This window comes from Streptomyces camelliae (assembly GCF_027625935.1).
GTDB lineage: Bacteria > Actinomycetota > Actinomycetes > Streptomycetales > Streptomycetaceae > Streptomyces > Streptomyces camelliae.
On record NZ_CP115300.1, the window covers coordinates 6,138,362 to 6,156,160 of the forward strand.

The window sequence follows — 17,799 nt, forward strand, 5'->3', positions numbered from 1 at the left end:
GATTGCCGCACAGGCAGCCGGAATCCCGCGCGGGACACGAGGGAACAGAGGGCAAGGTGGCAAGGGCAAGGCAGGCCGTGGGCGAGGCCCGCAGGATCGTCGTCAAGGTGGGCTCCTCCTCGCTGACCACTGCCGCCGGCGGCCTGGACGCCGACCGCGTCGACGCGCTGGTCGACGTGCTCGCCAAGATCCGCAGCGGCGGAGAGCGGGAGATCGTCCTCGTGTCGTCCGGTGCCATCGCCGCCGGGCTCGCGCCGCTCGGTCTGCGCCGCCGGCCCAAGGACCTCGCCCGCCAGCAGGCCGCCGCCAGCGTCGGCCAGGGCCTGCTCGTCGCCCGCTACACCGCCTCCTTCGCCCGCTACGGCGTCCGCGTCGGCCAGGTCCTGCTCACCAGCGACGACATGAGCCGCCGCGCCCATCACCGCAACGCCTCCCGCACCCTCGACAAGCTGCTCGCGATGGGCGCCTTCCCGATCGTCAACGAGAACGACACCGTCGCCACCGACGAGATCCGCTTCGGCGACAACGACCGCCTCGCCGCCCTCGTCGCCCACCTCGTCCACGCCGACCTGCTGGTTCTCTTGTCCGACATCGACGGCGTCTACGACGGCGACCCCAGCAAGCCCGGCACCTCACGGATAGCGGAAGTGAAGGGTCCGGAAGACCTCACGGGCATCGAGATCGGCAGCGCGGGCAAGGCCGGCGTCGGCACCGGCGGCATGGTCACCAAGGTCGAGGCCGCCCGGATCGCGGCCGCCGCCGGCATCCCCGTCGTCCTCACCTCCGCCGTGCACGCGGCGGAGGCGCTGAGCGGCGGCGACACCGGCACCTACTTCCACCCCACCGGCAAGCGCTCCGGCGGCCGGCTGCTGTGGCTCCAGCACGCCTCCGCCCCGCAGGGCGCGCTGATCCTGGACGACGGGGCCGTCGAGGCCGTGGTCAAGGGCCGCAAGTCGCTGCTGCCCGCCGGGATCGCCGGCGTGGAGGGCGAGTTCAGCGCGGGCGACCCCGTCGAGCTGCGGGACGCGGCCGGCCGCGCGGTGGCCCGGGGCCTCGTCAGCTTCGACGCCAAGGAGATCCCCCGGCTGATCGGGCGTTCGACCCGGGAGCTGGCCCGCGAGCTCGGCGCGGCGTACGAACGCGAGGTCGTACACAGGGACGACCTGGTGCTCCTGCACTCGTAAAACGGGGCATAACGACAGCCCCCGGTGGGGGACGTTCCGTAAAACCGCCCCGCAGAGCGATACGGCCTGCTCAACTTTGTCTCGTGGCATGTTTCCGAGCGCTGGGTTGAGGAGGCCGTCGTGAGACGAGCGCGCCCTGGGGTGGCATCCCGCGGTGGCCTGACGAGCGTCGCGGCCGGGGGCACCTACGAGGAGCCGAAAGACCTGCCCCGGCTGTGGCACGTCACCCTGAGCGTCTCCGGGGCGCAGGTCCCCCTGCCCGACCTGCGCCGGGCCCTGGAACAGCTGGCCCACGACCACCCCTTCCTCCTGACCAGCAGATACGCGACCGACCACGCCGAGATCCGGTACTGGGAGGAGGCCCGCGACCTGCACGACGCCGCGGCCGTCGCCCTGCGCCTGTGGGGCGAGCACCGGCAGAGCGCCGGCCTGCCGCCCTGGGAGATCGTGGGCCTGGAGGTCATCGACCGCGAGACCTACCACCACCGCATCGCCGAGGGCTACGGCCCGCCACCCGCGACACCCGTAGGGGTCCACCCCTTCTGAGCCTGTACAGGGTCCGTTATCGGGGGGTTTCATCTCGCGGTGTGGGACGTACGCTGAACCGCTCCGCACCGCGCACTACCCTTCCTGCATGACCACGCTCTCGCCGTACGACTCGATGTCCCCGGTCACCCAGGCCGCCTACCGTGCCAAGGCCGCCGCCGCCGACCTCGCGCCGCTGCCGCGCGCCGTGAAGGACGACGCGCTGCTCGCCATCGCCGACGCCCTGGAGGTCCGGACGAGCGAGATCGTCGAGGCCAACGCCAAGGACGTGGCCAAGGCCCGCGAGAACGGCACCAGCGAGTCCGTCGTCGACCGGCTCACCCTCACCCCCGAGAGGGTCCGCGCCATCGCCTCCGACGTCCGGGACGTCGCGAAGCTGCCCGACCCGGTCGGCGAGGTCGTCCGCGGCTCCACCCTCCCCAACGGCATCGACCTGCGCCAGGTCCGCGTCCCGCTCGGCGTCGTCGGCATCATCTACGAGGCCCGGCCGAACGTCACCGTCGACGCCGCCGCCCTCTGCCTGAAGTCCGGCAACGCCGTCCTGCTGCGCGGCTCCGCCTCCGCGTACGAGTCCAACACCGCCCTCGTCCGGGTCATCCGTGACGCCGTCGGCGGCGCCGGGCTGCCCGCCGACGCCGTACAGCTCGTGCCCGGCGAGAGCCGTGACTCCGTGCGCGAGCTGATGCGGGCCCGCGGCCTGGTCGACGTCCTCATCCCGCGCGGCGGCGCCTCCCTGATCCAGACCGTGGTCAGCGAGTCCACCGTCCCCGTGATCGAGACCGGCACCGGCAACTGCCACGTCTACGTCGACGCCCACGCCGACATCGACATGGCCATCGACATCCTGATCAACTCCAAGGCCCAGCGGGTCAGCGTCTGCAACGCCGCCGAGACCCTCCTGGTGCACCAGGACATCGCCGCCGAGTTCCTGCCGCGCGCCCTGGACGCCCTCGCCGAGGCCGGCGTCACCGTGCACGCCGACGAGCGGGTCATGGTCTACGGCAAGGACTCCAAGGCGACGCTCGTGGAGGCCGTGGCCGAGGACTGGGAGACCGAGTACCTCTCCTACGACATCGCCGCGGCGGTGGTGGACTCGCTGGACAGGGCCGTCGAGCACATCCGGCTGTGGACCTCCGGCCACACCGAGGCGATCGTCACCACCTCCCAGCAGGCCGCCCGCCGCTTCACCCAGCTGGTCGACTCCACCACCGTCGCCGTGAACGCCTCCACCCGGTTCACCGACGGCGGTCAGTTCGGCTTCGGCGCCGAGATCGGCATCTCCACCCAGAAGCTGCACGCCCGCGGCCCGATGGGCCTGCCGGAGCTGACCAGCACGAAGTACATCGTCACCGGCGACGGGCACGTACGTCCCTGAGCCCGCCGCCGAAATTCACCCGTTCGGCTGAATGCCCCGGTGTCCGGGCAGCGTCCGGGTGGCGTCCGGAAATCGTCTCAACAGGCGGATGAATTTCCATACCGTCTGCCCAAATTGACCCCCCAGGTCTACTCTGGATGCGTGCCGGAGGACGTGGGGGGCACGCCGTTCCCTGACGGCTGGGAGCCCGACGACGACCACGACCACGGGGTGTCGGACGAAGAGTTCGCCTCCGTGGTCTTCGACGAGGCCTTCGTACAGGCGGCCACGGTCCATGAACCGACCGCTGTGGAACGCCTCCTGGCTGCCGCGCAGGCCAGAGCCGAGGCCTCCGAGGCGGAGGCCCGCCGCGCCCGCGCCCGCGCCGAGCGCTACGACGGCAAATACGCCCCCGAGGGGACCGATCTCGGCCAAGATCGTGACGACGACGAGCTGGACGACATCTACGTCCTCGACGACGGTCACGGCCCCTTCGGCGGCCACGGCAGACAGGTCCGCTGGCACCGCCCCGTGGCCTGGGTGCTCGCCGTCGTGATGGGCATAGGCATGGTCGCGCTGGCCTTCGCCGCCGTCTACCGGGGCGGCTCCTCCGGCACCCGCGAACGGGTGCCGGCACCCGCCTCGACCGGCGTGGAACAGGGCAGCGCCGCCGCCCCCTCCGTCTCCGCCGACACGGACCGGCCGGTCGCCTCCGCCGTGCCGCGCACCCCCTGAACACGCCCGCGCAACCCTTGCTGAGTACCTGTCAGAAGTTGTCGTGTACCAGGGCGTTTACCCGAGGCCCCTGAGACCTACTCTGAAAGTATGGGCGGGCCAGGAGACCCACCGGAGGGGACACCCGAGGGCGGCCCCGCAGGTGGCGAGGACGAGTATCGATCCGTCGTGTTCGACGAGTCGTTCGTCCGCGCTGCCCGCCTCCAGGAGTACTCCGCCGAGGAGCGGATGGCCGACCACACGCCGGCCGTACGCCGACGCCCCTCCCTGCAGCGCGGACTGACCCGGCAACTGCTGGTCCTCGTCGTGCTGGTCGCCGTCGCCCTGGGCACCGCCGTCTACATGAGCGTCCGTCATCCCTACGGCACCCCGCAGGCCCAGAGCGCCGCCGAGCCCCTGCGGATGACGGTGATCCCGCTCACCCCGACGAGCGGCGTGCCCGGCGCCGCCGACGCTGAGACCCTGTACGCCCACAGCCCCGCCGCCCAGTTCGACATCGGCGCCGAGGGCATACCGCTGCCGGCCGCGCGCGGCACCGCGCACTTCTCCGACAGCCAGGTCGTGGCCGCCCTCATCATCGCCAAGGACTACATCGTGCGCTCCGCCCTCTACCCCGAGGTGCTGACCGGCCGCCAGACCGCACCCGCCCGCGCCCTGCTCGACGCCGTCCAGCTCGACCAGTTCGACCAGAGCTTCGCCCACCCGGCGGCCGACGGCCGGCACGCCCCCACCGGCTGGCTGATACGCCTCGACCCCGCCCGCACCCAGCTCGCCGACGACCGGATCCGCGTCCAGGGCGATCTGCAGGCCGTCGAGGCGGACCCGGACACGCTGGAGGTCAGCGCCGACCACACCCTGGTCTACGCGCTGCGCCCCGCAGGAGCCCCGGCCGGGGCGCAGGTCTCCCTGTTCACCGTCCGCCGCGCGCTGACGTTCCGCTTCACCCGCGACGACCTGCGCACCCACCAGGTCCAGCTGCTCACGTCGTACATCCAGGCGGGCCCCCTCGCCTGCGCCGAGGACTCCACCTCGTACCTTCGGCCCCTGCTGGCCGGCCAGACGGCCCGCACCGGCGCCCCCGCGGGCACCGACCCCTTCGCGACGGACAGCCCGGCGGCGCTCTGCGGGACGCTGGCCGCCGGGGCTCAGCCGAAGGTGTGAGCGGCGTTCTCAGTGCAGAGTAGGGGTCACTCCGTGTCCTGCGGCCCCTCCTGCGCCGGCGGCGGGCTGCGGAAGCCGTCGAAGCCGCGCCGTACCCGGCCGCCGAACTCGCCCGCGCCGCCCGCGAGGTCCGAGACCAGCTTCATCAGCGGGTCCTTGGAGCCCTTCACATCGCTGGCGTACGCGGCCGCCGACTCGCGGAAGGAGTCGCTGACCGAGGCGTCCTTGTCCTCGTCGCGGCGCGTGTAGTGACCGTCCATGATCCGCTGGAAGTCCCGGGACTCGGACCACTTCTTCAGCTCGGCCGCCCGCACGGCGGCGAACGGGTGCGAGCGGGGCAGCACGTTCAGGATCTTCAGCACCGAGTCGCGCAGATCGCCCGCGGCGTCGTACTCCTCGGCCTGCTCCAGGAAGGCGTCCACGTTCATCTCGTGCAGATGGTTGCCACCCGCGATCTTCATCAGGCCGCGCATCGAGGCCTGTACGTCCTGCCCCACCAGCAGACCCGCGCGGTCCGCGGACAGCTCCGACTTGCGGAACCACTCCCGGAGGGCCGTGATGATCGCCATGATCGCCACGTTGCCCAGCGGGATCCAGGCGACCTTCAGCGCGAGGTTGGTCAGGAACAGCAGGATCGTGCGGTACACCGAGTGGCCGGACAGCGCGTGACCCACCTCGTGGCCGACGACCGCGCGCATCTCCTCCTCGTCGAGAAGCTCCACGAGCCCCGTGGTCACCACGATGATCGGCTCGTCCAGGCCGATGCACATCGCGTTCGGCTGCGGGTCCTGGTTGACGTACATCGGCGGGACCTTCTCCAGGTCCAGGATGTAACAGGCGTCCAGCAGCATGTCGTGCAGATGCTGGAACTGCCGCTCGGAGACGCGCACCGAGTCGGACAGGAACAGCAGTCTCAGGCTCCGCTCCGGCAGCAGCCCGCTGAGCGCCTTGAAGACCGTGTCGAAACCGCTCAGCTTGCGCAGCGCGACCAGGGCCGAGCGGTCCGCCGGATGCTCATAGGTGCGCGAGGAGATCCCCGGGAAACGTTTGCGCTGCCTGCTCGGCACGCGCTCGTGCCCCGTGTCCTGCCGGCCGTCGTCGGACATGTCTTCCCCCAAGTGCGTGTGAGTGCCCACTGTGCCCCCGAGGCAGGGCCCAGCCTAGGCGGAGATACCGTGGACGGGCAGTACAGCCGAAGGAGTCCACCGATGGATCACCACCCCGCAGCCGTCCGGCTGACCGAGGCCGCCGCGAGCGCCGTCCAGCAGCACGGGACGGGGAACCTGCTCCGTATCGTGCTGATCGTGATGGTGCTGGGCTGCGCGCTGACCGCCTGGTTCCTGCTGCGTGGCTACAAGCGGAAGGACGACTGAGGGCCGGCGAAAGTTCCCCGCCGGACCCGGACGCACTTCCCTCCGGGTCCCAACGGCGGAGTCGGGGTGATCGCCGACAGGCCGCCCGCATACGATGAGCCGACATCTTTATCCCGCCCACACGCGTTAGGTCCTGCCGAAGATGAGCCTTCACAGCGCCGCAGCCCAGACGGTCACCCTCGCCGAAGCCGGGGGCGGTCACCACGACAGCCTCAACCCGCTGGTCACCGGCGGAGGCGCCTTCATCATCCTGCTGCTCCTGCTGTGGATCACCACCCGCTTCAACCGCGACCGCTGAGCCGGCACCCCGTCCCCGGCGGGACGCCCGAGGCCGGGCCGGTAGGGTCTGCACGCATGGGAGAGCAGGACATGCCTACCGGTCCGGCGTACGACGGCCGCGAGAGTGCCGACGACAGGGCGCAGCATGCGCGGTACCGGCCGTTCGGCGGCCCCGTGCACACGGGCAAGCGACGCCTGGGCGTCATGGGCGGAACGTTTGACCCGATCCACCACGGGCACCTCGTGGCGGCCAGTGAGGTCGCCGCGCAGTTCCAGCTGGACGAGGTGGTGTTCGTGCCCACCGGCCAGCCGTGGCAGAAGTCCCACCGCAAGGTCTCCCCGGCCGAGGACCGCTATCTGATGACGGTCATCGCGACCGCCGAGAACCCCCAGTTCTCCGTCAGCCGCATCGACATCGACCGCGGCGGCCCTACCTACACCGTGGACACCCTGCGCGACCTCAGGGCCCTCAACCCCGACACCGACCTGTTCTTCATCACCGGCGCCGACGCCCTCGCCCAGCTGCTGACCTGGCGCGACAGCGAGGAGCTGTTCTCCCTGGCGCACTTCATCGGCGTCACCCGCCCCGGCCACCACCTGACCGACCCCGGCCTGCCGGAGGGCGGCGTCTCCCTCGTGGAGGTGCCGGCGCTCGCCATCTCCTCCACGGACTGCCGCGCGAGAGTCGCCAAGGGAGACCCCATCTGGTACATGGTGCCGGACGGAGTCGTGCGCTACATCGACAAGCGCGAGCTGTACCGCGGCGAGTGAGCCGAGAGGGGCACCGGTGAACGACCGATACGACGCGGGTGACGGCTACGGCGCCGACCCGTACGAGATCGTCGGCTACGACGAGTACGGCCGGCCCGTGTACCAACAGGTCCCGGCACAGCAGGCACCGCAGACACAGCAGACCCCCCGGCCGGCCTACGACCCATACACCCAGCAGCAGGGCTACGGCTACGACCCGTACGCCACCGGCCAGCAGCCGCCGGTGCCCTCCTACGACTCCGGGCAGCAGCAGGCGTACGACCCCTACGCGGCCCAGAGCCCGTACAACCCCTACGGGACCGGGACCGGCACCCAGCACCCCGCCGGCTACGACCCCTACGGGCAGGCCGCGACCAGCGGGCAGCAGCCCCGCGTCGCCGGGCAGACCGCCTACATCCCGCAGCAGGCCGGCCCGGCGGAGCAGCCGCGGGGCGAGGGGCAGCGGTCCGGGGAAGCCCGAGGCGAGGGTGAACGGGACTACCGCACCGAGCAGTTCGCCTTCGTCGAGGAGCCGGACGGCGACTCCGAGGACGTCATCGACTGGCTGAACTTCACCGAGAACCGCACCGAGCGCCGCGAGGAGGCCAAGCGCCGCGCCCGCAGCCGGCTGATCGCCCTGGTCGTGGTCCTCGCGCTCGTCGCGGCCGGCGGCGTCGGCTACCTCTGGTACGCCGGAAAGCTGCCCGGCCTGTCCTCCGCGGCCGCCAAGCCCGGCGCGGCCACGCCCGTCGGCGCCCAGAAACGCGACGTGATCGTCGTCCACCTGCACAACACCGACAAGGGCGGCACCTCCACGGCACTGCTGGTCGACAACACCACCACCAAACAGGGCAGCACCGTGCTGCTGCCCAACAACCTCGCCCTGAGCGACGACTCGGGCGCCACCACGACCCTCGCCAAGTCGGTGGACGACGACGGCTCCTCGGGCACCCGCGACCAGCTCGACACCGTCCTCGGCACCAGCATCCAGGGCACCTGGCGCCTCGACACCCCGTATCTGCAGAACCTCGTCGACCTGGTCGGCAACATCGACATCGACACCAACACGGACGTGCCCGACCCGGACGCCAAGAAGAAGGGCACCGAGCCGCTCGTCCACAAGGGCAGCCAGCAGACCCTCAGCGGCAAGATGGCCGTCGCCTACGCCACCTACCGCGCCTCCGGCGAGAACGAGAACGCCCAGCTGGAGCGGTTCGGGCAGGTCATGCAGGGCGTGCTGCGCAAGCTGTCCTCCGACCCGTCCTCGGCGATCACCACCGTGCAGACCCTGGCGCAGATCCTCGACCCGCCGCTCACCGACAAGGACCTCGGCGCCTTCCTCGCCAAGCTCGCCGACCTCGCCAAGAGCGGCCAGTACAAGACCGCCCTGCTGCCCGTGCAGACGGACGGCACCCTGAGTGCACAGACCAGCGACAGCGTGGTGAAGGACATCCTCGGCGGCACCGCGAAGAGCCCCGCCGGTTCCGCGGTCCGGGTCTCGGTGCAGAACGCCACCGGTGTGAAGGACGACACCGAGAAGGCCCGCGTGGTGCTTCTCAACGGCGGCTTCACCTTCCTGGAGGGCGGCACCGCGTCCGGCACCCAGGCCGCCTCGAAGGTGCTCTACGTGAATGCCTCCGACAAGGCGAACGCCACCGAGGTCGCCAAGACCCTCGGCCTGCCGGCGGGCTCCGTGGCCAAGGGCACGGTCTCCTCCGGCGCCGACGTCTCGGTGGTCCTCGGCCAGGACTACAAGCCGTCCGCCTCCTGACGAGGGACACGGGGCACCCTGCGCGATCCTTTAATCACGTGGGGTGCCCCGTGCGGTCCGTGAGACCCTTGATGGCAAAAGTCCGCCGACCGAAAGCTTCGTAGTGACCGCCACGAACCGTTCCCTTGAGCTCATCAACACCGCCGCCCAGGCGGCGGCCGACAAGCTCGCCCACGACGTCATCGCCTACGACGTCAGCGACGTGCTGTCGATCACGGACGCCTTCCTGCTGGCCTCCGCGCCGAACGACCGCCAGGTCAAGGCCATCGTCGACGAGATCGAGGAGCGCCTGCTGAAGGAACTCGGCGCCAAGCCGGTGCGCCGCGAGGGCGACCGCGAGGCCCGCTGGGTCCTGCTCGACTACGTCGACATCGTCGTCCATGTCCAGCACAGCGAGGAGCGGGTCTTCTACGCCCTGGAGCGGCTGTGGAAGGACTGCCCCGAGCTGGAGCTGCCCGCCGACGCCAAGGCCACCCGCGGCAAGGCGAAGGAGCACGCCGAGCTGCAGGCCCAGGAGGCCGCCGCGGAGCCCGGCGGGGAGTGGTGATGAGCGCCACCGGTGAGGTCACCGACCGCAGGAGCCGGGGCCGCCGCATCATCCTGTGGCGGCACGGCCAGACCGCCTGGAACGTCGAGCGCCGCTTCCAGGGCAGCACGGACGTCGCGTTGACCGAGACCGGCATCGGCCAGGCCCGCCGTGCCGCCCGGCTGCTGGCGTCCCTGAAGCCGGACGCGATCGTCTCCTCCGACCTGCAGCGGGCGGCGGACACGGCCGCCGAGCTGGCCACCCTCACCGGCCTCGACATCACGCGCGAGGAGAATCTGCGCGAGACCTACGCGGGCGTGTGGCAGGGGCTGACGCACGAGGAGATCATCGCCCGCCACGGCGAGGAGTACGCCGCCTGGAAGCGCGGCGAGCCGGTCCGCCGCGGCGGCGGCGAGCTGGAGACCGAGGTCGCCGACCGGGCCGCGCCCGTCGTCCTGCGGCACGCCGAGAAGCTGCCCGAGGACGGCACGCTCGTCGTCGTCAGCCACGGCGGCACCATCCGCACCACCATCGGCCGGCTCCTCGGGCTGGAGGCCCGGCACTGGGAGAGCCTCGGCGGTCTGTCCAACTGCTGCTGGTCCGTGCTCGGCGAAGGCGCCCGCGGCTGGCGCCTGCTGGAGCACAACGCGGGCACCCTTCCGGAGCCCGTCCTCGGCGACGACACCTGACCCGTCACCCCTCCCGGACCCCGGATTTCACTTTCTGGCAGGTCACAGGCTAAAGTTCTTCTTGTTCGCCCCGCCGAGCGGGAAGCGAGACACCATGCGGTTCCGCCGCGTGGCAAGGGGCTATAGCTCAGTTGGTAGAGCGCCTGCATGGCATGCAGGAGGTCAGGAGTTCAATTCTCCTTAGCTCCACTGATCGATGACTCGGTTGAGTCGTCAGAGATCGGTGATGAAGATCCCGTCCCCACCAGGGGGCGGGATCTTCTGCATGCGGCTTGAGTCGGTCGGGGCCCCGCGCGCGTATACCTCTGCACAGCGGCGGCGGCAGCCGTGTCCGGACTGGTACTGAGGCGTCGCTGACCGTATTGCTCCGGCCGTGGCAGAATCAAACGGCCGGAAGGGGACGCGGCCCGACGGGAGGGAGTAGCGATGCCTGCGAGCATCCTTGGGGAGGGCGGCGACCTCCTCGGTGCGGCGTTGATACGGAACACGACCACCCGGCTGCTCTGCCCTTCCTGCGGTTCCGCGCATGTCGCCCAAGTCCTCGGCGACAACGGCGGAATCTCCTACGTGTGCACGGCCTGCGGCCACAGCTGGAGCTGATCGATGGGTGCACACAGGCGAAAGTGCGACTGGTGCGGGAGCGGTACGCCGATTGTCCGCGACATGGAGCCGATCAATCCCGACTACCAGTACTGGTGCGAGGAATGCGCACGGGCGCTGATCATAAAAGGCGACCCGATCGAGACGTACCGGGAATTGGAGGGCGAACCGATCTACGGCCGCCTCCTCGAAGAGCACTGCACGCTCAAGCGGTTCTACTCCTTCGTGACGGCCTGACAGCTCCAGCGCGAAACCGGACATAGGCGCACGTACCTGTGTGAACCTGAAACCGATTTTGCGCTACGGCCCCGGCCCTGTAATGTTTACGACGTCGCCAGGGGAACCGGGCGAAACAACAGAACAAGGGGCTATAGCTCAGTTGGTAGAGCGCCTGCATGGCATGCAGGAGGTCAGGAGTTCAATTCTCCTTAGCTCCACAGAAGTCGAAGGCGGATCATCCCGAGGATGGTCCGCCTTCGGCGTGTTGTGCGCGAGTGGCGTCCGAACGTCGAGGGGTGCCCCACCCGGTCCCGGGGGGGGCACCCCTCGACGTGTCTCAGCGGCCCAGCGCCCGCCGGCCGCGGCCCTGGGAGAGGACCGGAAGGTTGCGCGACGGCGCCTGTCCGCGCGTGTCCTCTTCGAGGCGCAGGGCGAGCGCCGGACAGCGGCGCACCGCGCGCAGCGCCTTGGCCTCCGCGTAGCGCGGCACCTGCGCCTGGGCGACCGTCGGGAACCCGTCGGCGCCGAGTTCGAACACCTCGGGCAGGATGTCGGCGCACAGCCCGTGGCCCCGGCACAGCGTCCAGTCGACGTAGATCTTCTGGCGGCTCGCGCCGGTCTCCTCGGGCTCTCCGCCGCCCGGGATGCCCGTCGGGGCCCTGCCCCCCTCGAAGAGCGGCAGAACGCCCTCCACGGGCCGTCCGCAGCCGTTTCCGAGGACATGGGCTGCCAGGTCGTCGGTGAACGCCTTGATGGTCGACTCCAGGAACATCGCCGAGCCGTCCGGATGCGAGCACGCGCCGCGGCGCTTGACGTTCTTCGCGACCTGCTTCAGCGCCTCCAGGGCGGCCGGTCCGCCGCCGTTGAGGATGTCTTCCATCCCGCGCGCGGCGGCGGGCAGCCCGAGGTAGCAGGGGCCGCACTGGCCGGCGCTCTCCTCGGCCAGCCACTGCGCCACCCGTAGCGACTCGCCCAGCGGGCAGGTCTCCTGGCTGATCGGCAGGATCGCGCCCGCGCCCAGCGAACCGCCCACCGCATCCAGAGAGTTGCGCGAGACGATCGCCTCGTTGACCGTCGCCGCGTCGATCCACTTGCCGTGGTAGCCGCCGGTCAGCACGCCCTGCGGCACCGGCGGGGCGCCCGCCAGCTGGAGCACGTAGCGCAGCGGCACACCCGTGGGGACCTCCAGCACCATCGGGCGGGCCACCGCGCCGGACACCGTGAGCATGACGGTGCCCGGCTCGTCGTACAGGCCGGTGTTGCCGTAGCGCTCGGGGCCGATGCGGGCGGCGATGGCCAGCTGGGCGAACGTCTCGGCGTTCGACAGCAGCGTGGGCGCGCCGCCGACACCGCTCTGCGAGGCGCTGATCTTGCGGCCGGGCGGGATCGCGGGGCCGCCGTCGACCGAGCGGATCAGCGAGGCGGCGGCGCCGGTGACCATGCGCACCGGGTTGCGCTGCACCCACGCGCGTAGCGCCGATCTACGGCTGTTGCTCAGCCCGCGTTCGGCGAGAGCGGCCTCCATGGAGCGCTGCGTGGACTCGCGCGTGACGCCGATCACGAGTGTGCGCGCGCCGAGCGCCTCCGCGCACAGCAGCGCGCCGTCCAGGATCAGGTGCGGGGCGCGGTTGATCAGCACCGTGTCCTTGCGGCAGGCCGGCTCGTCCTCGCTGCCGTTGACCACGACGACCGGCCGCACCCCGCGCTTGATCGCCGACTCGGCGACCGAGCGCAGCTTCTTGTGGAAGGGGAAGCCCGCACCGCCGCGGCCCTTGAGGTTGATGCTCTCGGCGAGCTGCGCGAGCTGTTCGCCGCCCAGGGGGTCGAGCGGCCCGTGCACCTTCAGGTGCATGGGCAGGTCGAGACGTTCCACGAGGTCGAAGCCCGACGTGAGCTGGGGAAGGCCGACGACGCGGACCTCGGGGACGTCGGGCAGGGCCTCGTTCACTTAAAGCCTCCGGACGGCGTGTTCCAGGATTCGCCCGAACCCGGTGCGTCGAAGGACGCGCCGGGCAGCGTTTCGGCAGCGGGACCGTTGTTGTACGTGTCACTGGCGTTGTACGTGCCATAGCGGCCGTTTGTCTCACCGGTGTCGTACATGTCACTTCCGCCGTATCCGGACGTGCCCGGATTGCCATAGACCGGGATGGTGTATCCGGTGTCCTGGAGCGGGTCGTACGCGGACGGCGGGGCCTCGCCGACCGGCGGCGGGGACGGGATCGGCCAGCTGCCCGAGGTGCTGGACGGGCCGTCGACGCGCGGGATGGCCTCCGTGGCCTGCAGGTCCAGCGGCAGGTCCATGCGGGCGGTCTGGCCGGCCGCGAACGGCTGCTGGGCGCCGCCGCGCGGGGAGACCGCGCGGTAGGCGGCCGCGAAGCCCGACGCGGGCTGCGCCCCGGGGGTCACGGGCGACTGGTACAGCGGCGCGGCGGGGGCGGGCGCCGCCTCGGGCTCGCGCCGGCGCTCGAAGCCCGCGGACGCCGACTCGGCCATCCGGGAGCGGCTCGCGTCCAGCTCCTCGAAGCCGGGCCGCTCCGAGCTGCCGAACAGGGCCACCAGGCGGTCGGCGACCTTGCGCTTGACCGGGCGCGGGGCGGAGCGCAGCGCGAGGGCGGCCATCACCCCCAGCAGCGACAGGCCGTAGGAGATCACGAAGAACGGCTTGGCCGCGCGGCCCGCGTACAGGCCGTGGATCAGCGCCGCACACCAGGCCGGGTAGGCCAGCATGTGCATCGCGCGCCAGCGGGCGGCGACCGGGGCCGGGGTGGCGAAATTGCTGCGCAGGGCGCCCGTGACACCCACGAAGATCATCAGCAGACCCGCCACCGAGCCCAGTCCGATCAGGCCGCCGATTCCGGTGACGCCGAGCGAGAACGGAATGATCGCGGCGATCGCGGGCGCGTGCCCGAGCGCGACCTTCGTGACGATGTGCAGCAGGAGGAACGCGATCGAGGCGATTCCCAGAGTGCGGTGAACCGCCTGGCCGACGATCCGCTGCCGGATGTTCAGGAAGATCCGGTCCTGGGCGAACAGGCCCCAGATCACCGAGCAGCTGAGCGAGACCAGCGACAGCACGCCCGCGCCGAAGTTCAGGAAGTCGCGGACCGGGCCGCCTCCGACCAGTACGACCACGGGTATCAGCAGCAGGGCGACGGCGGTCGCCACCCCATAGGCCGAGCGGCCCGGTTTGGGGAGTGAGCTGGTACTACGACGAGGGTTCATGGGGGCAACTCCGAGCAGTTTCGGGAAAGCGGTCCCGCTGCCGAACTCTAAGCGGCGCCATACCGATCGGTACGCGGTTTCAGTTATTGCGTTGTTATCAACGGGCAATATGACTGGGCGGTGTCCCTTAGTGGACGGTACGCGATGTATTTCTTGACTTCAGTTCAGTTCCGGGCCGGACTCCTGGCATGTCCACAAGGGATACGGACGCGCGTCGCGGCTTGCTCAAGGCCGTCGCGGCTCGCTCAGGGCCTGCGGTACCCTAGCGCCATGCGTGCCGTACGCCTTCTGCTTAGCGGGCCGCGCTGATCAGTACCGACCCCGGTCGTACCCGTGAGGTCGGCATCGGCGCGGCGTCCCCTCCTGTGTGAGGGGATTTTTCGTTTCTTTGAATGTCAGCCGCAGGCAGAGACGATCGATGGAGCTTTGAGGATCATGAGCGAGACGAACCCCGCTGCCACGTCCGAGGTGGCCGCGCCGCACCGCTACACGGCCGCCATGGCAGCCGAGATCGAGGCACGCTGGCAGGACTTCTGGGACGCCGACGGCACCTACGCGGCGCCGAACCCCACGGGCGACCTGGCCGGTGACCCCGCGGTGGCCGCCCGGCCCAAGAAGTTCATCATGGACATGTTCCCGTACCCCTCCGGTGCGGGCCTGCACGTCGGCCACCCCCTGGGCTACATCGCCACCGACGTCTACGCCCGGTTCCAGCGCATGACCGGCCACAACGTCCTGCACACCCTGGGCTTCGACGCCTTCGGCCTGCCCGCCGAGCAGTACGCCGTGCAGACCGGCACGCACCCGCGTGTCTCCACCGAGGCCAACATCGAGAACATGAAGGCCCAGCTGCGCCGGCTGGGCCTGGGCCACGACAGGCGCCGGTCCTTCGCCACGATCGACCCGGACTACTACAAGTGGACCCAGTGGATCTTCCTGCAGATCTTCAACTCCTGGTACGACGGCGAGGCCCGCAAGGCCCGCCCGATCTCCGAGCTGATCGCCCAGTTCGAGAGCGGCGAGCGCGCCGTACCCGGTGACCACGCGCGCGCGTGGAACGAGCTGAGCACCGGCGAGCGCGCCGACATCCTGGGCGAGTACCGCCTGGCCTACGCCTCCGACGCGCCCGTGAACTGGTGCCCGGGCCTGGGCACCGTGCTGGCCAACGAGGAGGTCACCGCCGACGGCCGCTCCGAGCGCGGCAACTACCCGGTCTTCAAGGCCAAGCTGCGCCAGTGGAACATGCGCATCACCGCCTACGCCGACCGGCTGCTGGAGGACCTGGAGGAGCTGGACTGGCCCGAGGCCATCAAGCTGCAGCAGCGCAACTGGATCGGCCGCAGCGAGGGCGCCCGCGTCGACTTCCCGATCGACGGCGAGCGCATCACGGTCTTCACCACCCGCCCGGACACCCTGTTCGGCGCGACCTACATGGTGCTGGCGCCCGAGCACCCGCTGGTCGACAAGTTCACCCCCGAGGCCTGGCCCGAGGGCACGCACACGGTGTGGACCGGCGGCCACGCCAGCCCGGCCGAGGCCGTCGCCGCCTATCGCGCGCAGGCCGCCTCGAAGTCCGACGTCGAGCGGCAGGCCGAGGCCAAGGACAAGACCGGCGTCTTCATCGGCGCCTACGCGACCAACCCCGTCAACGGCGAGCGGATCCCCGTGTTCATCGCCGACTACGTGCTGATGGGCTACGGCACCGGCGCGATCATGGCCGTCCCGGCGGGCGACCAGCGCGACTTCGAGTTCGCGCGCGCCTTCGAGCTGCCGGTCCACTGCATCGTCGAGCCGACCGACGGCCGCGGCACCGACACCTCGACCTGGGAGAACGCCTTCGGGTCGTACGACGCGAAGATCATCAACTCGTCCAACGACGAGATCTCGCTGGACGGCCTGGGCGTCGCCGAGGCCAAGGCCCGCATCACCGAGTGGCTGGCGGGCAAGGGCATCGGCGAGGGCACCGTCAACTTCCGGCTGCGTGACTGGCTGTTCAGCCGGCAGCGCTACTGGGGCGAGCCCTTCCCGATCGTCTACGACGAGGACGGCGTCGCCCACGCGCTGCCCGAGTCGATGCTGCCGCTGGAGCTGCCCGAGGTCGAGGACTACAGCCCGCGCACCTTCGACCCGGACGACGCGGACACCCAGCCCGAGACGCCGCTGTCGCGCAACGAGGAATGGGTCAACGTCACCCTGGACCTGGGCGACGGGCCGAAGAAGTACCGCCGCGAGACCAACACCATGCCCAACTGGGCCGGTTCCTGCTGGTACGAGTTCCGCTACCTGGACCCGCACAACGACCGGCAGCTGGTCGACCCCGGGATCGAGCAGTACTGGATGGGCCCGCGCGAGGGCCGGCCGCACGGCGGTGTCGACCTGTACGTCGGCGGCGCCGAGCACGCAGTGCTGCACCTGCTGTACGCGCGCTTCTGGTCCAAGGTGCTGTACGACCTGGGCCACGTCTCCTCCGCGGAGCCGTTCCACAAGCTGTTCAACCAGGGCATGATCCAGGCCTACGTCTACCGCGACAGCCGTGGCATCGCGGTGCCGGCCGCCGAGGTGGAGGAGCGCGACGGCGCCTACTACTACCAGGGCGAGCAGGTCACCCGTCTGCTGGGCAAGATGGGCAAGTCCCTGAAGAACGCGGTCACCCCGGACGAGATCGCCGCCGAGTACGGCGCCGACACCCTGCGCCTGTACGAGATGGCGATGGGCCCGCTGGACGTCTCCCGCCCGTGGGACACGCGCGCGGTGGTCGGACAGTTCCGGCTGCTGCAGCGGCTGTGGCGCAACATCGTCGACGAGAACACCGGCGAGGTCACAGTGGTCGACGCCGCGCCCGTCGAGGACACGCTGCGGGCCCTGCACAAGGCCATCGACGGTGTCGGCCAGGACCTGGAGGGCCTGCGCTTCAACACCGCCATCGCCAAGGTCACCGAGCTGAACAACCACCTGACCAAGGCCGGTGGAGCGCTGCCGCGCTCGGTCGCCGAGCCGCTGGTGCTGATGGTGGCCCCGCTGGCCCCGCACATCGCCGAGGAGCTGTGGCGCAAGCTGGGCCACACCGACTCGGTCGTCCACCAGGACTTCCCGGTCGCCGACCCGAGTTACGTCGTCGACGAGACCGTCACCTGCGTCGTGCAGATCAAGGGCAAGGTCAAGGCCCGCCTGGAGGTGCCGCCGGCCATCTCCGAGGAGGAGCTGGAGAAGGTGGCGCTGGCCGACGAGGGCGTCGTCCGGGCGCTGGGCGGCGCGGACATCCGCAAGGTGATCGTGCGCGCGCCGAAGCTGGTGAACATCGTCACGGGCTGACGCTCGCCGGCGTCCCCTACGGGCAGATTCGGGGCAGGCTCGGGGTTCTTCCGGAACTCCGGGCCTGCCCGCCGCGTT

General features: G+C 70.6%; 17 protein-coding genes and 2 tRNA genes. 16 read left to right on the forward strand and 3 right to left on the reverse strand.

What is annotated here, in order from left to right; translation table 11 throughout:
* Window positions 1-77 precede the first annotated feature (77 nt).
* The 5 genes from proB to O1G22_RS28115 all read left to right on the forward strand — a co-directional run bounded on the left by proB (window position 78) and on the right by O1G22_RS28115 (window position 4,980).
* Window positions 78-1,184, forward strand: coding sequence for a glutamate 5-kinase (proB, locus tag O1G22_RS28095; RefSeq protein WP_270086566.1), 1,107 nt, complete (start codon window positions 78-80; stop codon window positions 1,182-1,184).
* Window positions 1,185-1,304: 120 nt separating this feature from the next.
* On the forward strand, window positions 1,305-1,730 hold the full coding sequence (locus tag O1G22_RS28100) for a hypothetical protein (protein WP_270083866.1): 426 nt from the start codon (window positions 1,305-1,307) through the stop codon (window positions 1,728-1,730).
* A gap of 88 nt (window positions 1,731-1,818) precedes the next feature.
* Entirely contained in the window at window positions 1,819-3,105 is a 1,287-nt protein-coding gene (locus O1G22_RS28105) for a glutamate-5-semialdehyde dehydrogenase (protein ID WP_225100920.1), read from the forward strand.
* A gap of 141 nt (window positions 3,106-3,246) precedes the next feature.
* Complete coding sequence (locus O1G22_RS28110; RefSeq protein WP_487416682.1) at window positions 3,247-3,819, forward strand: SCO2584 family spore wall biosynthesis protein; 573 nt, start codon at window positions 3,247-3,249, stop codon at window positions 3,817-3,819.
* A 90-nt stretch (window positions 3,820-3,909) separates the two neighbouring features.
* Window positions 3,910-4,980 carry an SCO2583 family membrane protein gene (locus O1G22_RS28115; protein ID WP_270083868.1) on the forward strand — a complete coding sequence of 357 codons (1,071 nt, stop codon included), beginning with the start codon at window positions 3,910-3,912 and terminating at the stop codon, window positions 4,978-4,980.
* A 26-nt stretch (window positions 4,981-5,006) separates the two neighbouring features.
* Here O1G22_RS28115 and O1G22_RS28120 read toward each other — a convergent pair whose 3' ends face one another.
* A complete protein-coding gene (locus tag O1G22_RS28120) occupies window positions 5,007-6,086 on the reverse strand; it encodes a M48 family metallopeptidase (RefSeq protein WP_270083869.1) in 1,080 nt (359 codons plus the stop codon).
* 102 nt (window positions 6,087-6,188) lie between these two features.
* On the opposite strand from O1G22_RS28120, the gene O1G22_RS28125 reads away from it, so the two are divergent.
* The 10 genes from O1G22_RS28125 to O1G22_RS28170 all read left to right on the forward strand — a co-directional run bounded on the left by O1G22_RS28125 (window position 6,189) and on the right by O1G22_RS28170 (window position 11,405).
* Window positions 6,189-6,353 (forward strand): hypothetical protein, encoded by a 165-nt coding sequence (locus tag O1G22_RS28125; RefSeq protein ID WP_270083870.1) that lies wholly within the window; start codon window positions 6,189-6,191, stop codon window positions 6,351-6,353.
* A 142-nt stretch (window positions 6,354-6,495) separates the two neighbouring features.
* Window positions 6,496-6,651 carry a hypothetical protein gene (locus tag O1G22_RS28130; RefSeq protein WP_270083871.1) on the forward strand — a complete coding sequence of 52 codons (156 nt, stop codon included), beginning with the start codon at window positions 6,496-6,498 and terminating at the stop codon, window positions 6,649-6,651.
* A gap of 56 nt (window positions 6,652-6,707) precedes the next feature.
* Window positions 6,708-7,403: a nicotinate-nucleotide adenylyltransferase gene (nadD, locus tag O1G22_RS28135; protein ID WP_270083872.1), complete on the forward strand. Its 696-nt coding sequence runs from the start codon at window positions 6,708-6,710 to the stop codon at window positions 7,401-7,403.
* 16 nt (window positions 7,404-7,419) lie between these two features.
* Complete coding sequence (locus O1G22_RS28140; RefSeq protein WP_270083873.1) at window positions 7,420-9,153, forward strand: LCP family glycopolymer transferase; 1,734 nt, start codon at window positions 7,420-7,422, stop codon at window positions 9,151-9,153.
* A 103-nt stretch (window positions 9,154-9,256) separates the two neighbouring features.
* Complete coding sequence (gene rsfS, locus O1G22_RS28145; RefSeq protein WP_225100928.1) at window positions 9,257-9,700, forward strand: ribosome silencing factor; 444 nt, start codon at window positions 9,257-9,259, stop codon at window positions 9,698-9,700.
* Complete coding sequence (locus tag O1G22_RS28150) at window positions 9,700-10,368, forward strand: histidine phosphatase family protein (protein ID WP_225100929.1); 669 nt, start codon at window positions 9,700-9,702, stop codon at window positions 10,366-10,368. Before rsfS ends, O1G22_RS28150 begins: the two co-directional genes overlap by 1 nt.
* 116 nt (window positions 10,369-10,484) lie before the next feature.
* Window positions 10,485-10,557, forward strand: a tRNA-Ala gene (locus O1G22_RS28155).
* 237 nt (window positions 10,558-10,794) lie between these two features.
* Complete coding sequence (locus tag O1G22_RS28160; RefSeq protein WP_225100930.1) at window positions 10,795-10,968, forward strand: hypothetical protein; 174 nt, start codon at window positions 10,795-10,797, stop codon at window positions 10,966-10,968.
* Window positions 10,969-10,971: 3 nt separating this feature from the next.
* Complete coding sequence (locus O1G22_RS28165; protein ID WP_006136074.1) at window positions 10,972-11,205, forward strand: hypothetical protein; 234 nt, start codon at window positions 10,972-10,974, stop codon at window positions 11,203-11,205.
* Between the two features lie 127 nt (window positions 11,206-11,332).
* A tRNA-Ala gene (locus O1G22_RS28170) sits at window positions 11,333-11,405 on the forward strand.
* 119 nt (window positions 11,406-11,524) lie between these two features.
* On the opposite strand, the gene O1G22_RS28175 is transcribed toward O1G22_RS28170, so the two are convergent.
* Both O1G22_RS28175 and O1G22_RS28180 read right to left on the reverse strand, forming a co-directional pair.
* Entirely contained in the window at window positions 11,525-13,135 is a 1,611-nt protein-coding gene (locus O1G22_RS28175; protein ID WP_270083874.1) for an NADH-quinone oxidoreductase subunit NuoF family protein, read from the reverse strand.
* Window positions 13,132-14,409, reverse strand: coding sequence for a ferric reductase-like transmembrane domain-containing protein (locus tag O1G22_RS28180; protein ID WP_270083875.1), 1,278 nt, complete (start codon window positions 14,407-14,409; stop codon window positions 13,132-13,134). The genes O1G22_RS28175 and O1G22_RS28180 overlap by 4 nt, the downstream gene beginning before the upstream one ends.
* A 435-nt stretch (window positions 14,410-14,844) precedes the next feature.
* On the opposite strand from O1G22_RS28180, the gene leuS reads away from it, so the two are divergent.
* Window positions 14,845-17,721 (forward strand): leucine--tRNA ligase, encoded by a 2,877-nt coding sequence (leuS, locus tag O1G22_RS28185; protein ID WP_270083876.1) that lies wholly within the window; start codon window positions 14,845-14,847, stop codon window positions 17,719-17,721.
* The last annotated feature ends 78 nt before the right edge of the window (window positions 17,722-17,799 follow it).